Here is an 18968-nt window from a genome sequence, read left to right as displayed (position 1 = left end):
TGTGATAAGCATCCTGACAGCAAAATGATAGGTGTTACGGCTATTATGCGTAAGATGCTGCTACTTATATACTCACTTTGGAAAAGCGGGGAGGAATACGATGAGACAAGGGATTTCTAACAAAAGTGGCTGAGCCTCGAGACACAGCCACACGAGATAGTACAAAACTGGTGGATAGCACCAAAGACTTCCCTTAATGGCTGCAAAGATACAACAAAATCAGTAGAACTGCAAAGGAAAAAGACAAAAACAAACTATATTGATATAATATAGAGTCTTGGCCACGGCCAAGAAGTATCCCTGTTGTCTCAAGGTAATTACGAAACCATATTGTTAAAATGTCCTATTTTCCCTATTCAATATTTGGAAGTTTGCGCAGAATCTTGCAAGGCAAGAAAGCCGAGCGGGAGGGGTTAGGGGTGGTCTGAACAAAAAAAACTTTCAAAAGCTTTTCTTAAGTCCTTTCTACTATATGAAATTTTGTAAAAGCATCACCTATCATCACAACACCAAAACAACTTGTTTTGCTTTTGAAGAGATGATGGTTTGTGACCCTTTGTGATCTCGGATGAACCATGAAACAGGCAAAATATGAAAATAAATACCGAAACTTTGCGTTAACTCAGATTTTTGCAGTACCTTTGCACCGGATTTTGTAAAGTCCGCTGTTTTTTATTTGAATAGAAGATAGAGATGAGCGCATTTAAGAAGAAGAGAAGATGGCATTGCCTGCCAGGTCAGGAGCCCGCAGAGATGGACAAAACCATCATGTATTGGGAAAACAAAGGCAAATTGGTGCCAACACGTGAATTGATTAAAACCCCAGAACAGATAGAAGGCATCCGCAAGGCGGGTGTTGTAAATACCGCTGTACTCGACGCAGTGGCCAATGAGATTCATGCCGGAATGAACACACTTGAGATTGACCAGATATGTCGCAAGGTGTGCGAGGAGAACGGCGCTATACCAGCATGTCTTAATTACGAAGGCTTCCCCATGTCGGTCTGTACCTCCATCAATGAGGTGGTGTGTCATGGTATCCCCAAGGAAGAAGATGTGCTCGAAGAGGGTGATATCATCAATGTCGACTTCACCACTATTCTTGATGGCTACTATGCTGATGCCAGCCGTATGTTCATTATCGGCAAGACATCGCCTGAGAAGGAACAACTGGTTCGAGTAGCTAAGGAGTGTCTGGAAATCGGCATGGAGGCTGCAAAGCCTTATAGCTTTGTGGGCGATATCGGTCATGCCATCGAGAAACACTGCAAGAAATACGGCTATGGTATCGTTCGCGATCTGGCCGGACACGGCGTAGGACTGAAATTCCACGAGGAACCCGATGTGGAGCACTATGGACATCGCGGCACAGGTATGCTGCTGGTTCCTGGTATGGTGTTCACCATCGAACCTATGATTAATATGGGAACATGGAAGGTGTTTATCGATGCCGACGATCCATACGGATGGGAGGTGATTACCGAGGACGAACTTCCAAGTGCTCAGTGGGAACATACATTGGTTATGACAGAACACGGAGTTGAAATTCTGACTTACTAATATGAAGGATATATATATATTAGGTATAGAAAGCTCGTGCGATGATACTTCGGCAGCAGTACTCAAGAATGGTATCCTGCTATCGAATGTAACGGCTTCGCAGGCTGTACACGAGGCTTACGGTGGGGTAGTGCCCGAGTTAGCATCGAGAGCTCACCAGCAGAATGTGGTTCCTGTTGTTGATCAGGCTATTAAGAAGGCTGGAATAACCAAGGAAGATCTGACGGCTATTGCCTTTACACGTGGTCCTGGTTTGATGGGATCGCTCCTTGTTGGTGTTAGTTTTGCCAAAGGTTTTGCTCGCTCTCTTGGAATACCTATGATAGATGTTAACCATCTGCAGGGACATGTGATGGCGCATTTCATCAAGGAGTCTGAAGATGATAATCATCAGCCCCCATTGCCATTCCTTTGCTTGTTGGTATCAGGTGGTAACTCACAGATAGTCAAAGTGAATGCCTATAACGATATGGAGGTGCTGGGTCAGACTATCGACGATGCTGCAGGTGAGGCTATCGACAAGTGCTCGAAGGTGATGGGCTTAGGCTATCCTGGTGGTCCTATCATCGACCGCCTGGCTCGTCAGGGAAATCCCAAGGCTTTCCAGTTTGCCGAGCCGAACATCCCTGGACTGGACTATAGCTTCTCTGGTTTGAAAACTTCGTTTCTCTATTCCATGCAGAAATGGGTGGCCGAGGATCCTGACTTCATCGAGAAGCATAAGGAAGATATCGCAGCATCGCTTGAGTGGACGATTGTAGATATCCTGATGAAGAAACTCAAGAAAGCTGTTAAGCAGACGGGTATCAAGCATGTTGCCGTTGCAGGTGGCGTTAGTGCCAACAACGGACTCCGTAATGCCTTCTACGATGCTGAAAAGCGTTATGGTTGGACTATCTATATTCCTAAGTTCAGCTATACTACTGATAATGCAGCTATGATTGGTATTGTGGGCTATTATAAGTATCAGGATCAGGAGTTCTGCTCTATCGATGCGCCTGCATTCTCAAAAGTGACATTCAAATAATTAAAAAACTAAATATGGATTTTGAAAGTAAGATTACAAGTAGAGAGGTAAGTGAAATCCTCTGGGAAACTGAAAAGACAGTTAGTACCGCCGAAAGTTGTACTGGTGGACGCATTGCTGAGGCTATCATTGCTGTACCTGGTGCGTCTAAGTATTTCAAAGGTGGAATCATCTCATATATCAATGAGGTTAAGGAGAATCTTCTGGGCGTTGATCACGATCTGCTCGAAGAGAAAACCGCTGTGTGTGAGGAAGTTGCAATCGCAATGGTGAAGGGAGCATGTAAGGCTCTGAATACCGATTACGCTATCGCAGCAACAGGTTTCGCTGGTCCTACTGGAGGTACAAAAGATATACCTGTTGGTACCATTTGGTTGGCATGTGGACGACCTGACAAAGTGGTAACTTTGAAGGTTGATGAAGACCACGGTCGCGACATCAATTTGGCTATTGCCACCAATCGCGCTATGGAGCTGTTTTTGGGTTTCCTAAAGGAGGAAGATGCCCCAAGACCTACCCGAGAAGGTTAAAAAATATTAATTATTTTGTTTTCCAGTCGTGTAATTATCTGAATCTCAATAAAATTGTGTAATTTTGCACGCTGTTTGGAATAAGTAAGTGTAAATCACAAGTAAAAAGTAGATAGAAATGTCTAAGATTTGTCAAATTACAGGAAAGAAGGCACAGATAGGTTGCAATGTGTCTCACTCAAAGCACCGTACTAAGAGAAGCTTTGACGTTAACCTTTTCAGCAAGAAGTTCTACTATGTAGAGGAGGGTTGCTGGATTCAGTTGAAGATTAGCGCTGCTGGTCTTCGTATGATCAACAAAGTGGGTCTGGATGCTGCCTTGAAGCAGGCTGTTGCCAAAGGTTTTGTAGACTGGAAGGACATTAAAGTGATAGGAGATTAAGATCATGGCAAGTAAGAAAGCAAAAGGTAATCGCGTCCAGGTAATCCTGGAGTGCACAGAGCACAAGAATAGTGGTATGCCCGGCACAAGCCGCTATGTGACTACAAAGAATCGTAAGAATACGCCTGAGCGTATGGAGCTGATGAAGTATAACCCAATCCTGAAGAAGATGACTCTTCACAAGGAGATTAAATAATACGGACTGAAGTATGGCAAAGAAAACCGTCGCTACCCTCCACGAAGGCTCAAAGGATGGTCGCGCTTACACAAAGGTAATCAAGATGGTTAAGAGCCCAAAGACTGGTGCTTACATCTTCGATGAGCAGATGGTTCCTAACGAGGCAGTTAAGGACTTCTTTAAGAACTAATCCCCGTTTATTATATAAAATGAGAGGTCGCAAAGAAATTTGCGGCCTCTTTTTTTGGCTGTATCGCAAATTATTCCTATCTTTGCACTCGTAAATATTGCAATATGGGTTTATTTGGATTTTTTAGTAAGGATAAGAAGGAGACACTCGACAAGGGTTTGGAGAAAACCAAGACGAGTGTGTTCGATAAACTGGCTCGTGCTGTAGCTGGAAAATCGAAGGTAGATGATGATGTATTGGATAATCTTGAAGAGGTTCTCATCACCAGTGATGTTGGTGTTGATACTACCTTGAAGATTATCGAGCGAATAGAGGAGCGCGTGGCTCGCGATAAGTATGTAAGTACATCAGAACTGAATTCCATTCTCCGTGATGAGATCGCTAATTTGTTAGCTGAGAATAATTCGGAAGATAACGAGAACTGGGATCTTCCTTCAGATCATAAACCATATGTAATCCTTGTGGTGGGTGTTAATGGTGTTGGTAAGACTACTACCATCGGCAAACTGGCCTGGCAGTTTAAGCAGGCTGGTAAGAAGGTTTACCTTGGTGCTGCTGATACCTTCCGCGCTGCTGCTGTAGAGCAGTTGTGTATCTGGGGTGAAAGAGTAGGTGTTCCCGTTATCAAGCAGCAGATGGGTAGCGATCCTGCCAGCGTGGCTTTCGATACCCTTTCAAGTGCAAAGGCTAATGGCGCCGATGTTGTGTTGATTGATACAGCCGGACGCCTGCATAATAAGGTGGGCTTGATGAATGAGCTCAAGAAGATTAAGGATGTTATGAAGAAGGTGCTGCCCGAGGCACCCGATGAGGTGATGCTGGTGCTTGATGGCTCTACCGGTCAGAACGCTTTCGAGCAGGCTAAGCAGTTTGCTGCTGTTACCCAGATTACATCTCTAGCTATCACCAAGCTTGATGGTACCGCTAAGGGTGGTGTTGTTATCGGTATCTCCGACCAGCTTAAGGTTCCCGTAAAATACATCGGACTGGGTGAGGGTATGACAGATCTTCAGTTGTTTAATAAGCGTCAGTTTGTAGATTCGTTGTTCAATGAGTAAGACTATAGATTTTATATCACTCGGATGCTCAAAAAACCTTGTTGACAGCGAGACACTGATGGGCTTGATGGAGGCTAATGGCTTTAAGTGTACTCACGATAGCGATGATCCTCAGGGTGAGATAGTTGTAGTTAATACTTGTGGTTTCATTAACGACGCTAAGGAAGAGAGTATCAATACCATCCTGGAGTTTGCCCAGGCCAAGACCGAAGGTAGGATAGAGAAGCTTTTCGTAATGGGGTGCCTCTCTGAACGCTATCTTGCCGATTTGGAACGTGAGATTCCTGAGGTTGATGGATGGTATGGAAAGTTTAATTATAAGCAGCTGTTAAAGGATCTGAAAGGTGAGGATTTCAATGCCTGCGAAGGTAAGCGTCATATTACAACACCGCGTCACTATGCATATATCAAGATTAGTGAGGGATGCGATCGTCATTGCGCTTATTGTGCTATACCTCTGATTACAGGTAAGCATCAGAGTCGTCCCATGCAAGAGATACTCGACGAGGTTCGATATCTTGTAAGTCAGGGCACAAAAGAGTTTAATGTCATAGCTCAGGAGCTTACATATTATGGAGTAGACCTTGATGGCAAACAGCATATTGCCGAGCTTATCGAACAGATGGCTGATATTCCAGGAGTAGAGTGGATTCGCTTGCATTATGTATATCCCACACATTTCCCTTGGGATCTGCTTCGCGTGATTCGCGAGAAGAAAAACGTTTGTAAGTATCTGGATATTGCCCTGCAGCATATTTCTGATAATATGCTTACCCGTATGCGTCGCCACGTTTCGAAGGAAGAAACCTATGAGTTGGTTAAGCGTTTGCGTGAGGAGGTGCCAGGTATCCATATACGCACAACCCTGATGGTTGGCTTCCCAGGTGAGACAGATGAAGATTTTGAGGAACTCAAGGAGTTTGTGAAATGGGCTCGTTTTGAGCGTATGGGAGCATTTGCCTATTCGGAGGAAGAGGGAACTTATTCGGCTGACAACTTTGAGGACGATGTTCCTGAAGATGTTAAGCAGTCGCGACTTGATAAGATTATGCGTATTCAACAGAATATCAGTACGGAACTTGAAGCCGAAAAGATGGGAAAGGTGCTGAAGGTAATTATCGACCGTCTTGAGGGCGATTATTATATCGGCCGTACGGAGTTCTGCTCGCCTGAGGTAGACCCAGAGGTACTGATTCCTGCTTCGGAAGCTAATCTTAAAATAGGCGAATTCTATGATGTTCTGATTACAGATTCAGAAGAGTTTGATATATACGGAACCACAATCATTAAAACATATGAACAATAAAGACTTTATCGCAGAATTGGCACAACGCACAGGGTATTCTACCGATGAAACCCAGCAGTTTGTGAATTGTGTTGTTGAGGCAATGGGAGATCATTTCCAAGATGATGACTCAGTGCTTATTCCTACTTTCGGTACATTCGAGGTAAAAAAGAAAATGGAACGAATCATGGTTAATCCTTCTACAGGGCAGCGTATGCTGGTGCCACCAAAGTTGGTGCTCACCTTTAAGCCTAATGTTAGTTGGAAAGAACGTGTAAAGAATGGAGGAGCTGAGTAATGGGAAAGATTTCAATACAAGAGCTGGCCAATGTGCTGATAGAGCGTAAAAAGATGAACAGGCGCGATGCAAGTTTGTTTGTTAGCGCCATGTTTGATATCGTTCAGCAGCGACTTGAATCAGATAAACTCGTTAAGGTTAAAGGCCTTGGTACATTCAAGATTATTGATGTTGAAGACCGCGAAAGTGTAAATGTAAATACAGGCGAACGTGTTCTTATTGAAGGGCACGGAAAGATTACTTATGCGCCTGATGCTTTACTCAAAGAACTGGTGAATAAGCCTTTCTCTCAGTTTGAGACCGTGGTTCTTAATGATGGTGTTGACTTTGAAGATGTTGATACCACTACTACTGATGCCCCAGAGCCAGAGATTGACTCTGAACCAGTTGTTGAGCCCGAACCCGTAGTAGAACCTGAGCCCATCGTTGAGCCAGAACCTATGGTTGAACCCGAGCCAGAGCCTGTTGTTGAGGATGATCACTCGGCAATGCCACTTGTTGATTTCGGTGGCGTTGATGAGCCTGTGGTAGAACCAGAGCCAACAGTGCCCGAGGAGGAAGATGAGCCAGAGGATGAACCAGAGGATGAATTTGAGGACGAGTTCGAAGATGATGATATCAACGATGAGCTTGAGACGACCTTCAGACCAGAGGCTACTGTCCGTCCTGAGAATACAGTTCGTCCAGAAATCGAAGATGTTCCAGAGCCAATTGTTGCTCCTGAACCAGTTGTTGTTCCAGAACCAGTTGTTGTTCCAGAACCAGTTGTAACACCAGAGCCCGTAGTTACTCCTGAGCCAAAGGTTTTGGAAGAAATTGCTGATGAGGATATACCAGAGTGGGTCATAGAACCTTATGTTGCTCCAAAGGCTGAAGAGTCAGTTGTAGAGCCAGAGCCAGTTGCTGCTCCTGAGCCAGTTGCTGCTCCAGAGCCTAAGGTTGAAACTCCTCAACCTGCTACATCTAATTTGCAGTCGATTCTTAGCAAGTTCCAGACTGTCAAATCGAATAAACCCGCGCCAGTCGCACAGCCAGAGCCAGTAGTACAGCCAGAGCCAGTAGTACAGCCAGAGCCAGTAGTACAGCCCGAGCCAGTAGTGGCTCCGGAACCAATAGTTGAGCCGACTCCTGAGCCCATTATTCCTGAGCCCATAGTTGCTCCTGAGCCCATAGTTGCTCCTGAGCCAAAACCGGTATATGTTCCTGAGCCAGAGCCAATAGTTGCTCCTGAACCCGAGCCGATTATTGAGCCCGAACCAGTGTATGTTCCTGAGCCAGAACCAATTGTGGCTCCAGAGCCCGAGCCTGTATATACCCCAGAACCTGAGGTTGAAAAGCCAAAGATGAGTGCTGATGACGAGCTGAATGCTTTCTTTGGTGCGAACGATAAAGCTGAAAAGGTAGCAGATATTTACGAACCTGTTGAGTCAGAAAGCGTAGCTGAACCAAAGACGGTTGCAGTATCAGAGATATCAGATGAACCTGAGATGGCTGATGAACCAGAAGATACTGACGACGATGTCTTCGAGTCGGAAAATACGAAGAAGTCTGGCGGCTTGAAATGGTTGTTTGCTTTAATTGCATGTTTGATAGGTTTAGCTGGTGGTTATCTGCTTGGTAGTTACTACCCATATACCAAACTGGTGGCTCCTGCTGAGGAGGCTTCAGTTGTGAATGTGCAGAAAGTTGATGTCTCTAAAATTGAAGCACCTGAACCTAAGGCAGAAGAGGCTCCCGAAGAAGTTGCACCTGTAGAAGAGCCTGTAGCAGAACCTCAAGAAAAGGAAGCAAAAGCTGAGGCCGCTGCCAAAGCAAAAGCCGAGGCAGATGCTAGAGCTGCCGCTGAAAAAGCAGCCGCTGAAGCTAAGGCCAAAGCAGAGGCTGATGCTAAAACGAAAGCAGCACAGAATAAGTACGATGCGATGGATGTAAGAGTGCGTCTTGGAGCCTATCGAATCGTAGGTACAGATAAGACTGTTAAGGTGAAAGAAGGTGAGGATCTTGTAAAGATTTCACGCCGTTACTTGGGACCAGACATGGAGTGCTATCTTGAGGTGTTCAACAATATCAAGGCTTCTACTCCATTGAAAGTTGGCCAGGAAATCAAAATTCCAAAATTGGAGTTGAAGAAGAAAAAGAAGGCGGCAACAGCCAACTAAATCAGCAAATAATGAAAAAGTTTCTTAAAACTTAGGTTTTGGGAAACTTTTTTAATATTATTTAGACAGATAAATAGTGGCAAAGTCTTTTAAAACAACTATTTTTGCATTCAAATTTAGAAAACTTATAAAGAGAAAATATTATGGCAGAAGCTATTGACATCCGAGAGTTGAATATTCGGATTGAACAACAAAGCGCATTTGTAACAAATCTTGTTAGTGGAATGGACCGCGTTATCGTGGGTCAGAAGCATTTGGTTGATTCACTTTTGATTGGTTTGTTGAGTGATGGACATATCCTGTTGGAAGGTGTTCCTGGTCTGGCAAAGACATTGGCTATTAAAACCCTTTCGCAGTTGATCGACTCAAAATATAGTCGTATCCAGTTTACCCCCGACCTTCTCCCTGCCGACGTGATTGGTACCATGATCTACTCGCAGAAAGATGAGAAGTTCCAAGTAAAGATGGGCCCTGTATTTGCCAACTTCGTATTGGCCGATGAAATTAACCGTGCCCCAGCAAAGGTACAGAGTGCCTTGCTCGAGGCTATGCAGGAAAAACAGGTAACCATTGGTAGTCAGACATTCAGCTTGCCAAATCCATTCTTGGTGATGGCCACCCAGAACCCAATAGAGCAGGAAGGTACCTACCCACTGCCTGAGGCACAGGTCGACCGTTTCATGCTGAAGGTCGTTATCGATTATCCTACGCTTGAAGAAGAGAAGAAGATTATCCGCGAAAATATTACAGGCGAGATGCCTCAGGTATCACCTGTTACTACAGCCGACGAGATTCTAAAGGCTCGTAGCGTGGTTCGCGAGGTATATATCGACGAGAAGATCGAACAGTATATTGCCGACATCGTGTTTGCAACCCGCTATCCTGAGCGTTACGGACTGAAGGATCTTAAGGATATGATTTCGTTCGGAGGCTCTCCTCGTGCCAGCATCAATCTGGCTAAGGCTGCCCGTGCTTATGCATTCATCAAGCGTCGTGGATATGTTGTTCCTGAGGATGTACGTGCTGTGGCTCATGATGTATTGCGTCATCGTATCGGTCTTACCTACGAGGCTGAAGCCAGCAACATCACTAGCGAGGAGATTGTTTCAAAGATTATCAATAAGGTTGAAGTGCCCTGATGGAAACCTCTGAGATCATAAAGAAAGTCCGAAAGATCGAGATCAAGACCCGTGGCTTGAGCTCAAACATCTTTGCTGGTCAGTACCACTCTGCCTTCAAGGGTAGGGGTATGGCCTTCAGCGAGGTGCGCGAGTATCAGTTCGGCGATGATGTTCGTGATATCGACTGGAATGTGACTGCTCGTTTCCATCGTCCTTATGTCAAGGTGTTCGAAGAAGAGCGTGAGATGACGGTGATGCTGCTTATCGACGTCAGTGGTTCGCTCGATTTCGGAACCCAGAAGCAGATGAAGCGCGACATGGTGACAGAGATTGCTGCCACCCTTGCCTTCAGCGCCATCCAGAACAACGATAAGATTGGTGTTGTCTTTTTCTCGGATAAGATCGAGAAATATATCCCACCTAAGAAGGGCCGCAAGCATATTCTTTACATCATCCGCGAGATGCTCGACTTCAAGCCCGAGTCAACCCGCACCGATGTGAAGCAGGCCATCGAATTCTTGTCGAGTGTCCAGAAGCGTCGCACCACAGCCTTTATTCTTAGCGACTTCTATGTACGTGGCGATTTCCTGCAGTCGTTGCAGATTGCCAATCGCAAGCACGATGTGGTAGCCATACAGGTCTACGACCAGCGTGCCCGTGAGTTGCCCGATGTAGGCTTGATGAAGGTAGTAGATGCCGAGACTGGCTACGAGCAGTATGTTGATACTAGTTCCAAGAAACTGCGCCAGGCATATAATAAGTATTGGCTTACCCGTCAGGCTCAGTTGCAGGAAACTTTTAATAAGAGCAATGTAGATAGTGTGAGCATAGCCACCAATGAGGACTTTGTGAAATCGCTGCTACTGCTATTTAAAAAGCGTAACTAATGAAAAGAATATTTCTTCTTATATCGCTCATAACCAGCACTTTGATCTCTTCGGCACAAGTATCTGTCGAGGCTGAGATTGATTCGATTCAGATCTTTGTCGGCCAGCAGACACATCTCCGATTGACTACTACTGTGAAGCCTTCGGCTAAGGTCGAGCTTCCCCAGTTTCAGCCCACTCAGATGATGACGCCTGGTGTTGAGGTGTTAGCTTGTCAGGAGGAGAAAAAGGAGGCTGCCGATGGCTTTGAAGCTCGTTCGATGGTCTACACGCTGACCTCGTTCGATGATACGCTCTACTATCTCCCTCCTATGACGGTAAAGGTTGATGGCAAGCAGTATAAGAGTAAGAGTCTGGCACTCAAGGTGCTCACTATCGATGTTGATACTACCAAGATCGATCAGTTCTTCGGTCCTAAGGATGTGCAGGACAATCCGTTCCTCTGGAGTGAGTGGAGTTTGCCTTTCTGGCTCAGCGTGCTGATGCTGGTACTCGTGGCTTTGTGCTATTACCTCTACTTGCGCCTGCGCGACAACAAGCCCATCATCACTCATATCCGTATTGTTAAGCGCCTGTTGCCTCATCAGAAGGCTATGCAGGAGATTGAGCAGATTAAGGCCGATAAGATGGTATCGTCCGAGAACTCGAAGGAGTACTACACCAAGCTTACAGATACCTTGCGTAAGTATATCGAGGAGCGCTACGGATTCAGCGCTATGGAGATGACCAGTAGCGAGATTATTGAGCGACTCACCGCCTCACAGGATCAGAAGGCTCTCGACGAGTTGCGCGAGCTGTTTATGACAGCCGATCTGGTTAAGTTTGCTAAGTACTCTACGCTGATTAACGAGAACGATAAGAACTTGGTAAGTGCTATCGACTTTATCAATCAGACCAAGCTGGAGAACCAGCCTGTTGAAGAAACGGTTAAACCGCAACTCTCTGAAGAGGATCAGCGTACACAGAAGTCACGTCGATTGCTCAAGTCGTTCATCACCATTATCTCTGTGGTATGTGCAGGTCTGTTCGGCTATGTGGTCTACACCCTTTATCAGTTATTGAATTAAATAAGAACAAATGGAATTTGCCAATAAAGAATATCTGCTGTTGCTTCTGCTCATCATACCTTATTTAATATGGTATGTGATGTACAGAAAGAAAACCGAGCCCACGCTGCGGATGAGCGATACCTTCGCCTTCCGTTATGCGCCTCGAAGCTGGAAGGTAGCGCTCATGCCGCTTTCCATGCTACTCCGACTGCTGGTATTTGTCATGATTGTGTTGGTGCTGGCGCGCCCTCAGACCCAGAACTCTTGGGATAGCAAGACCGTCGAGGGTATTGATATCATGCTGGCTATGGACGTATCAACCAGTATGCTGGCCGAAGATCTCAAGCCTAACCGTATCGAGGCTGCCAAGCAGGTTGCCGCTGAGTTTGTAGCTGGTCGCCCCAATGATAATATCGGACTGGTGATTTTTGCCGGCGAATCGTTCACCCAGTGCCCAATGACTACCGATCATGGCTCGTTGCTTAATCTCTTGCAGAATGTGCGTACCGATATCGCAGCCCGCGGACTCATTGAGGATGGTACTGCTATCGGTATGGGTCTTGCCAATGCCGTGAGCCGTCTCAAGGATTCCAAGGCTAAGAGCAAGGTGGTCATCCTGCTTACCGATGGTAGTAACAACCGTGGCGACATCTCGCCATCTACTGCTGCCGAGATTGCCAAGAGTTTGGGCATCCGTGTCTACACCATTGGTGTTGGTACCAATAAGATTGCACCTTACCCCATGCCTGTGGCAGGCGGTGTGCAGTACGTCAACATTCCTGTTGAGATTGACACCAAGACGTTGAGCGAGATTGCCAGCGCTACCGAGGGCGATTTCTATCGCGCCACTAATACCAAGGAACTTCGTAACATCTATAAGGAAATCGACCAGTTGGAAAAGAGCAAACTCAATGTCAAGACCTTCTCTAAGCGCTACGAGGCCTATCAGCCTTTTGCACTTATTGCCGTTCTGGCGTTGCTGCTCGAAATTCTGCTGCGTGTAACTATATTTAGGAGGATACCGTAATTATGTTCAGATTTGCAGACCCTATATATCTCTATCTCTTGGCGCTGATACCTGTATTGGCGCTCATCCGTTTCCTGACGTATCGCAATCAGAAGAAGCGTCTGCGCAAGTTTGGCGACCCCAAGCTGCTGCGCCAGCTGATGCCCGATGTGTCGCGTTTCCGCCCATCGGTCAAGTTCTGGATTCTTCAGGGTGCTTTGGCGTTGTTGATTGTCATGTTGGCTCGTCCACAGTTCGGCACAAAGATCAATAACGAGAAGCGTGTGGGTATTGAGACCATTATTGCTATGGATATCAGTAACTCTATGCTGGCCGAAGATATTACGCCAAGTCGTCTGGATCGCAGTAAGATGATGGTTGAGAATCTGGTCGACCATTTTACCAACGATAAGATAGGTCTTATTGTGTTTGCCGGCGATGCCTTTGTGCAGTTGCCTATCACCAGCGATTACGTGTCGGCTAAGATGTTCCTCTCTAGTATCGATCCCTCGATGATGGCAACCCAGGGCACTGATATAGCTCGTGCCATCGATATGGCAACACATAGTTTTACCCAGGAGGAAGGCATAGGCAAGGCTATCATCGTGATTACCGATGGTGAGGACCACGAGGGTGGGGCACTCGAGGCTGCCAAGGCAGCTAAGGATGCTGGTATGCGTGTCTATGTGCTTGGTGTAGGTTCGCCTAATGGTGCGCCAATCCCCATTCCTGGCACAGGCGATTATATGAAGGATAATACTGGCAATACTGTTATGTCGGCACTCAATGAGGATATGTGTCGTCAGGTGGCTCAGGCCGGTGGTGGTGCCTATATCCATGTCGAGAACAACAGCGCAGCTCAGGATCAACTTGATAACGAACTCGATAAGTTAGCAAAGAAAGAGACTACCAGCACCGTCTATAGCGAGTTCGACGAGCAGTTCCAGGCAGTAGCCATCCTGGCTCTGTTGATGCTGATACTCGAGATATGTATCTTTGATCGCCGCAACCCTCTGCTCAAGCGCCTCTCGCTGTTTGGCTCCAAGAAGAAGGCTGCTGCTACTGTAGCGCTGCTGTTGGTAGCGCTGACAGCCAGCGCTCAGACCGATCGTCAGTATATCCGCGAGGGTAACAAGCAGTTCCGTGTGGGCGATTTTGCCAAAGCCGAGGTATCCTATCGCAAGGCTGTCGAGAAGAACCCCAAGAACCCTCAGGCATCATTCAATCTGGGTAATGCGCTGATGGCTCAGAAGAAGGATTCGGCTGCCGTCCAGCAGTTTGAGCAGTCGGCACGTATGGAGACCAATCCTCTGCGCAAGTCGGCAGCTTATCATAACATGGGTGTCATCTGTCAGACACATAAGATGTACGATGAGGCTATCGAGGCCTATAAGAATTCGCTTCGACTTAATCCTAACGACGATGAGACTCGTTATAATCTGGTACTCTGCAAACACCTGAAGAAGAAGCAGGACGACAAGAACAAGCAGAACCAGCAGAATAAGGACGACAAGCAGAACAAGGACGATAAGAAAGATCAGAATAAGGATCAGAATAAAGATAAAGACAAGAAAGACGACAAGCAGCAGGAGCAGCAGAAACCTCAGATGAGTAAGGATAATGCTGAGCAGCTGTTGAATGCAGCCATCCAGAATGAGAAGATGACGCAGGACAAGATGAAGAAACAGCCGCAACAGCCGCAACGTCGTAATGTATTAAAGAATTGGTAATGAAACGAATAGCGATACTAATAACAATGGTCATGACCACGGCTTTTGCTGTGGCTCAAACGCTTACAACATCTGCACCATCGCATGTTGCTGTGGGCGAGCAGTTTCGACTATCATATACCGTGAACACGCAGAATGTAACCGACTTCCGTGCAGGCAATATCCCATCTGAGCTTGAAGTGCTGATAGGTCCAAACCGTTCTATGCAGTCAAGCTATCAGATGATTAACGGCCACACCAGTCAGTCGTCGTCTATTACCTATACTTATATAGTAGCGGCAACCAAGGGAGGCACGTTTACTATTCCTGCCGCCCACGTCGTTGTCGATGGCAAGAAGATTGCCTCTAACTCGCTCACTATCAAGGTGTCGGGCTCTGCCGGCTCTGGTTCCCGCTCAAGCGGTGGTGGCGAGGCCGAGGAGATGCGCGAGATGGGTAGTCGCATATCTGGTAGCGACCTCTTTATCAAGGTGAGTGCCAACAAGAAGCGTGTTTACGAGCAGGAGCCTATTCTTCTTACCTATAAGGTTTACACGCTGGTTCAGCTGTCGCAGCTTCGTGGCGATATGCCCGATCTGAAGAGCTTCTACACACAGGAGGTCGATTTGCCGCAGCAGAAGTCGTTCTCTATCGAAACGGTTAACGGACGTCCATACCGCACTTGTACATGGAGTCAGTATGTCATGTTCCCGCAGACTACAGGTAAACTGCAGATTCCTGCCATTACCTTTGAAGGAATCGTCATCCAGCAAAATCGTAGCGTCGATCCTTTCGAGGCATTCTTTAATGGTGGATCCGGTTATGTTGAGGTCAAGAAGAAGATCGAGGCTCCAGGCATTGAGATTCAGGTCGATCCGCTGCCACAGCGCCCAGCCTCATTCTCGGGTGGAGTAGGTAAGTTCAATATCTCAGGTCAGATTGACAAGACCGAGACAAAGGCCAACGATCCCATTACCCTGCGTATCATCGTGAGTGGTACTGGCAACCTGAAACTCATCAAGCAGCCTGTGGTTACGCTGCCTAAGGACTTTGATAAGTACGAGCCTAAGGTAACCGATCAAACCAAGCTGACTACTGCTGGCATCGAGGGCTCTAAGATTTACGATATGCTGATTGTGCCCCGTCATCAGGGTCAGTACGATATTCCTCCTGTAGAGTTCACCTATTTTGATACCACCACCAAGCGCTATGAGACGGTGAAGACCGAGGCCTTCCATCTTGATGTTGCTAAGGGCTCAGGTGCTTCGTCGGTTAGTGATTTCTCAAACCAGGAGGAGTTGGAGGAACTGAATAAGGATATCCGATACATCAAGACAGGCGATGTCGATCAGCATCTCACGGGCGATTTCTTCTTCGCTTCGTCGGCATACTGGATTACCATTGCAGCTCTGGTACTGGTGTTCATCACGCTGTTTGTTATCTTCCGTCAGCGTGCCATCGACAATGCCAACGTTACCGCCATGCGTGGTAAGAAGGCCAATAAGGTCGCTACCAAGCGCCTTAAGAAGGCTGCTCGTCTGATGACAGAGAACAAGCCTGGTGAGTTCTACGATGAGGTGTTGCGTGCCCTGTGGGGTTATGTGGGCGATAAGCTCAACATCCCTGTAGCTCAGCTGTCGCACGATAACATCAGCTCTAAGCTGGCCGAACGTGGCGTGCATCAGTCTATCATCGATAAGTTCATTGGCGCACTCGATGAGTGCGAGTTCGAGCGCTACGCACCAGGCGATCCAAAGGGAAATATGAATAAGGTTTACGATAAGGCCATGCTGGCCATCGAGAAGATTGAAGAGGCGATGAAGAAATCTAGTCGCGCCAGCAAGGCTGGCAATGCTAGATATGCTAGCTTACTCTTGCTCTTCCTGCTGCCTTTGGCAGCTCATGCCGCCACTAAGGCTGCTGCAGATAGCGCCTATGTTAACGGCAACTATCAGGAGGCTATCAAGGGCTATGAGGCTCTGCTCAAGCAGGGTGTTTCAGCCGAGATCTATTATAATCTGGGTAACGCTTACTACCGCACGGAGAATATCACTCGTGCCGTACTCAATTACGAACGTGCCTTGCTGCTCTCACCTGGTGATGGCGATATCCGCTTCAACCTGCAGATAGCCCGCAGTAAGACTATTGATAAGATTGTGCCCGAAAGCGAGATGTTCTTCGTTACCTGGTATCGCTCTTTGGTTAACATCAAGAGTGTCGACGGGTGGGGACGTACTGCTCTCATTTCGCTGGCGCTGGTCATTGTGCTGTTCCTAGTCTACCTCTTCTCAGCCCGTGTATGGATGCAGAAGGTGGGCTTCTTTGGTGGTGCCGCTTTGTTGCTGCTCTTTGTGCTCAGCAATTTCTTTGCCTGGCAACAGCGCCAGCAGCTGCTCTATCGCCAGGGGGCTATTGTGGTGGCTCCATCTGTAACCGTTAAGAGTACGCCTGCCCAGAACGGCACCGACCTCTTTATTCTTCACGAGGGAACCAAGGTGGTCATCACCGATGGCTCGATGAAGAATTGGCGCGAGATCCGACTGGCCGATGGCAAGAAAGGATGGATTGAAAGTAAGAAGATAGAGTTGATATGATATTAGAGGTATTACAGGATGTTGATCGCCAGCTGTTGTTGGCTGTTAATGGCAGCGATTCGCTGTTCCTCGACCGTCTGGCCAGCTCGCTCACCCATGGTGCCACATGGATTCCGCTCTATCTGGCCCTGTTCTATATGGTTATGAAGAACAACGATAACTTCCGCCGCCTGCTCTATGTGCTGTGTGGAGTAGCCCTGTGTTATCTGCTGGCCGGGGCTGTCGACGATGGTATCATCAAACCTTTGGTGGCTCGTTGGCGTCCTACTCATGATCCTGAGATTGGCACACTGGTCGACATTGTTGATGGTTATCGCGGTGGCAAATATGGTTTCTTCTCAGCCCATGCCAGCAACACCATGAGCATTGCCACCTTCTTCTGTTGGCTGGCACGCAGTCGGCGACTTTCTGTTATGCTGGTTTGTTGGTCACTAGTCAATTGTTGGACCCGATTGTATCTTGGTGTCCACTTCCCTGGCGACATCCTTGTAGGCCTTATCTGGGGTTTCACCGTTGCCACGGGTGTCTATTTCCTTTATCGCCGATTAACCCGCGGCATGTATACGCCTCGTAATCTAAACCCCGCACAGTACACCAGTACATGCTACCGCCGTCAGGATTGTAACTGGCCTGTAGCTATTTTTGTATTCACATTAACATTTGTTTTTATTAAAGTTTGTATTTTATGATTTCCGATCCACGACATATCCGTATCAGCGATTATAACTATCCGCTGCCTGATGAGCGTATTGCTAAGTTTCCTATCGCCCAGCGCGATCATTCTAAGCTCCTTGTCTATCGCAAGGGGCAGGTAAGCCATGATGTGTTCTATAATCTGCCTGAGTACCTGCCCAAGGAGGCTCTCATGGTGTTTAACAACACCAAGGTCATTCAGGCTCGTATGCATTTCCGCAAGGATACAGGTGCCCTCATCGAGGTGTTCCTGCTGGAGCCAGCTATTCCTTCCGATTATGAACTGATGTTCCAGACCTCTGAGAAGTGCTCGTGGTACTGTCTGGTGGGTAATCTGAAGAAGTGGAAGGAAGGCACCTTGCGTCGCGAAATCGAGATTAAGGGCCAGCAGGTAGTTGTTTCGGCTACTCGCGGACCTATCCACGGCACCAGCCATCAGATTGATTTCGAGTGGACTGGTGGTTTCTCTTTTGCCGAGATTATCGATGCTATGGGCGAGCTGCCCATCCCGCCATACCTGAACCGCGAAACTCAGGAGAGCGATAAAACCACCTATCAAACTGTTTACAGTAAGATCAAGGGTAGTGTAGCCGCTCCTACGGCAGGTCTGCATTTCACACCTGAGGTTCTTGCTGCTGTCGATGCTCATGGCATTGAGCGCGAAGAGCTTACCCTGCATGTAGGTGCCGGTACTTTTAAACCTGTTAAGAGTGAGGAGATTCAGGGCCACGAGATGCATACTGAGTATATTTCCGTTCGCCGCGATACTATCCGCAAGCTCATTTCTCACGATGGTTGCGCTATTGCTGTAGGTACCACTAGCGTTCGCACTCTTGAGAGTCTTTACTATATGGGCTTAAAGGTGATGAATAACCCCGATGCTTCCGAAGACGAACTTCATGTAAACCAGTGGGAGCCGTATTCAGAGGTGAGAGATGAGAGGGGAGAGGTGAGAGATATCTCTACTGTTGAATCATTAACAGCACTGGGTAACTGGATGGATAAACATGGAATAGAGGTGCTGCACTCAAGCACCCAGATTATCATTGCGCCGGGCTATCAGTATCACATTGTAAAAATGCTGGTAACCAACTTCCACCAGCCACAGTCCACGTTGCTGCTTCTGGTAAGCGCCTTTGTCAAAGGCGACTGGCACAAAATCTATGATTACGCCCTTGCCAACGATTTCCGCTTCTTGAGCTATGGCGATTCTTCACTACTTATTCCATAGCAGTCGACAGA

Annotated in this window: 18 protein-coding genes; all 18 read left to right on the top strand. The window is 47.1% G+C overall.

Annotated elements, in window-relative coordinates; all coding sequences use genetic code 11:
* Positions 1–693: 693 nt before the first annotated feature.
* Positions 694–1560 (top strand): type I methionyl aminopeptidase, encoded by an 867-nt coding sequence (gene map, locus BUB86_RS10750; protein WP_073209343.1) that lies wholly within the window; start codon positions 694–696, stop codon positions 1558–1560.
* A 1-nt stretch (position 1561) separates the two neighbouring features.
* Positions 1562–2587, top strand: a complete 1026-nt coding sequence (tsaD, locus tag BUB86_RS10745) for a tRNA (adenosine(37)-N6)-threonylcarbamoyltransferase complex transferase subunit TsaD (RefSeq protein ID WP_073209340.1) — start codon at positions 1562–1564, stop codon at positions 2585–2587.
* A gap of 14 nt (positions 2588–2601) precedes the next feature.
* A complete protein-coding gene (locus BUB86_RS10740; RefSeq protein WP_073209338.1) occupies positions 2602–3117 on the top strand; it encodes a CinA family protein in 516 nt (171 codons plus the stop codon).
* A 118-nt stretch (positions 3118–3235) separates the two neighbouring features.
* Positions 3236–3499: a 50S ribosomal protein L28 gene (rpmB, locus tag BUB86_RS10735; protein ID WP_013063140.1), complete on the top strand. Its 264-nt coding sequence runs from the start codon at positions 3236–3238 to the stop codon at positions 3497–3499.
* 4 nt (positions 3500–3503) lie between these two features.
* A complete protein-coding gene (gene rpmG, locus BUB86_RS10730; protein ID WP_028903476.1) occupies positions 3504–3695 on the top strand; it encodes a 50S ribosomal protein L33 in 192 nt (63 codons plus the stop codon).
* A 13-nt stretch (positions 3696–3708) separates the two neighbouring features.
* Entirely contained in the window at positions 3709–3867 is a 159-nt protein-coding gene (locus BUB86_RS10725) for a DUF4295 domain-containing protein (protein WP_006950479.1), read from the top strand.
* 104 nt (positions 3868–3971) lie between these two features.
* On the top strand, positions 3972–4925 hold the full coding sequence (gene ftsY / locus BUB86_RS10720) for a signal recognition particle-docking protein FtsY (RefSeq protein WP_073209336.1): 954 nt from the start codon (positions 3972–3974) through the stop codon (positions 4923–4925).
* The gene (rimO, locus tag BUB86_RS10715) at positions 4918–6231 is read left to right on the top strand and encodes a 30S ribosomal protein S12 methylthiotransferase RimO (RefSeq protein ID WP_073209334.1); all 1314 of its coding nucleotides are present in this window, start codon (positions 4918–4920) and stop codon (positions 6229–6231) included. Before ftsY ends, rimO begins: the two co-directional genes overlap by 8 nt.
* Positions 6221–6508 (top strand): HU family DNA-binding protein, encoded by a 288-nt coding sequence (locus BUB86_RS10710; protein WP_073209332.1) that lies wholly within the window; start codon positions 6221–6223, stop codon positions 6506–6508. The genes rimO and BUB86_RS10710 overlap by 11 nt, the downstream gene beginning before the upstream one ends.
* On the top strand, positions 6508–8667 hold the full coding sequence (locus tag BUB86_RS17860; RefSeq protein WP_073209329.1) for an HU family DNA-binding protein: 2160 nt from the start codon (positions 6508–6510) through the stop codon (positions 8665–8667). The genes BUB86_RS10710 and BUB86_RS17860 overlap by 1 nt, the downstream gene beginning before the upstream one ends.
* 143 nt (positions 8668–8810) lie before the next feature.
* Positions 8811–9806, top strand: coding sequence for an AAA family ATPase (locus BUB86_RS10700; RefSeq protein WP_073209327.1), 996 nt, complete (start codon positions 8811–8813; stop codon positions 9804–9806).
* Positions 9806–10675 carry a DUF58 domain-containing protein gene (locus BUB86_RS10695; RefSeq protein ID WP_073209325.1) on the top strand — a complete coding sequence of 290 codons (870 nt, stop codon included), beginning with the start codon at positions 9806–9808 and terminating at the stop codon, positions 10673–10675. The genes BUB86_RS10700 and BUB86_RS10695 overlap by 1 nt, the downstream gene beginning before the upstream one ends.
* Positions 10675–11742 (top strand): BatD family protein, encoded by a 1068-nt coding sequence (locus tag BUB86_RS10690; protein ID WP_073209323.1) that lies wholly within the window; start codon positions 10675–10677, stop codon positions 11740–11742. The genes BUB86_RS10695 and BUB86_RS10690 overlap by 1 nt, the downstream gene beginning before the upstream one ends.
* A 10-nt stretch (positions 11743–11752) precedes the next feature.
* Entirely contained in the window at positions 11753–12751 is a 999-nt protein-coding gene (locus BUB86_RS10685; protein WP_073209321.1) for a vWA domain-containing protein, read from the top strand.
* 2 nt (positions 12752–12753) lie between these two features.
* Positions 12754–14460, top strand: a complete 1707-nt coding sequence (locus tag BUB86_RS10680; RefSeq protein WP_073209319.1) for a vWA domain-containing protein — start codon at positions 12754–12756, stop codon at positions 14458–14460.
* Positions 14460–17033 carry a BatD family protein gene (locus BUB86_RS10675; RefSeq protein WP_073209317.1) on the top strand — a complete coding sequence of 858 codons (2574 nt, stop codon included), beginning with the start codon at positions 14460–14462 and terminating at the stop codon, positions 17031–17033. Before BUB86_RS10680 ends, BUB86_RS10675 begins: the two co-directional genes overlap by 1 nt.
* Positions 17030–17722, top strand: a complete 693-nt coding sequence (locus tag BUB86_RS10670; RefSeq protein WP_073209315.1) for a phosphatase PAP2 family protein — start codon at positions 17030–17032, stop codon at positions 17720–17722. Before BUB86_RS10675 ends, BUB86_RS10670 begins: the two co-directional genes overlap by 4 nt.
* Entirely contained in the window at positions 17719–18957 is a 1239-nt protein-coding gene (locus tag BUB86_RS10665; RefSeq protein WP_073209313.1) for an S-adenosylmethionine:tRNA ribosyltransferase-isomerase, read from the top strand. The genes BUB86_RS10670 and BUB86_RS10665 overlap by 4 nt, the downstream gene beginning before the upstream one ends.
* Positions 18958–18968: the final 11 nt, after the last annotated feature.

This window comes from Xylanibacter ruminicola, from assembly GCF_900142525.1.
In the GTDB taxonomy this organism is placed as follows: domain Bacteria; phylum Bacteroidota; class Bacteroidia; order Bacteroidales; family Bacteroidaceae; genus Prevotella; species Prevotella ruminicola_A.
The sequence above is the reverse complement of the archived record's forward strand: the minus strand, read 5'-3'. Positions and strand labels throughout refer to the sequence as shown.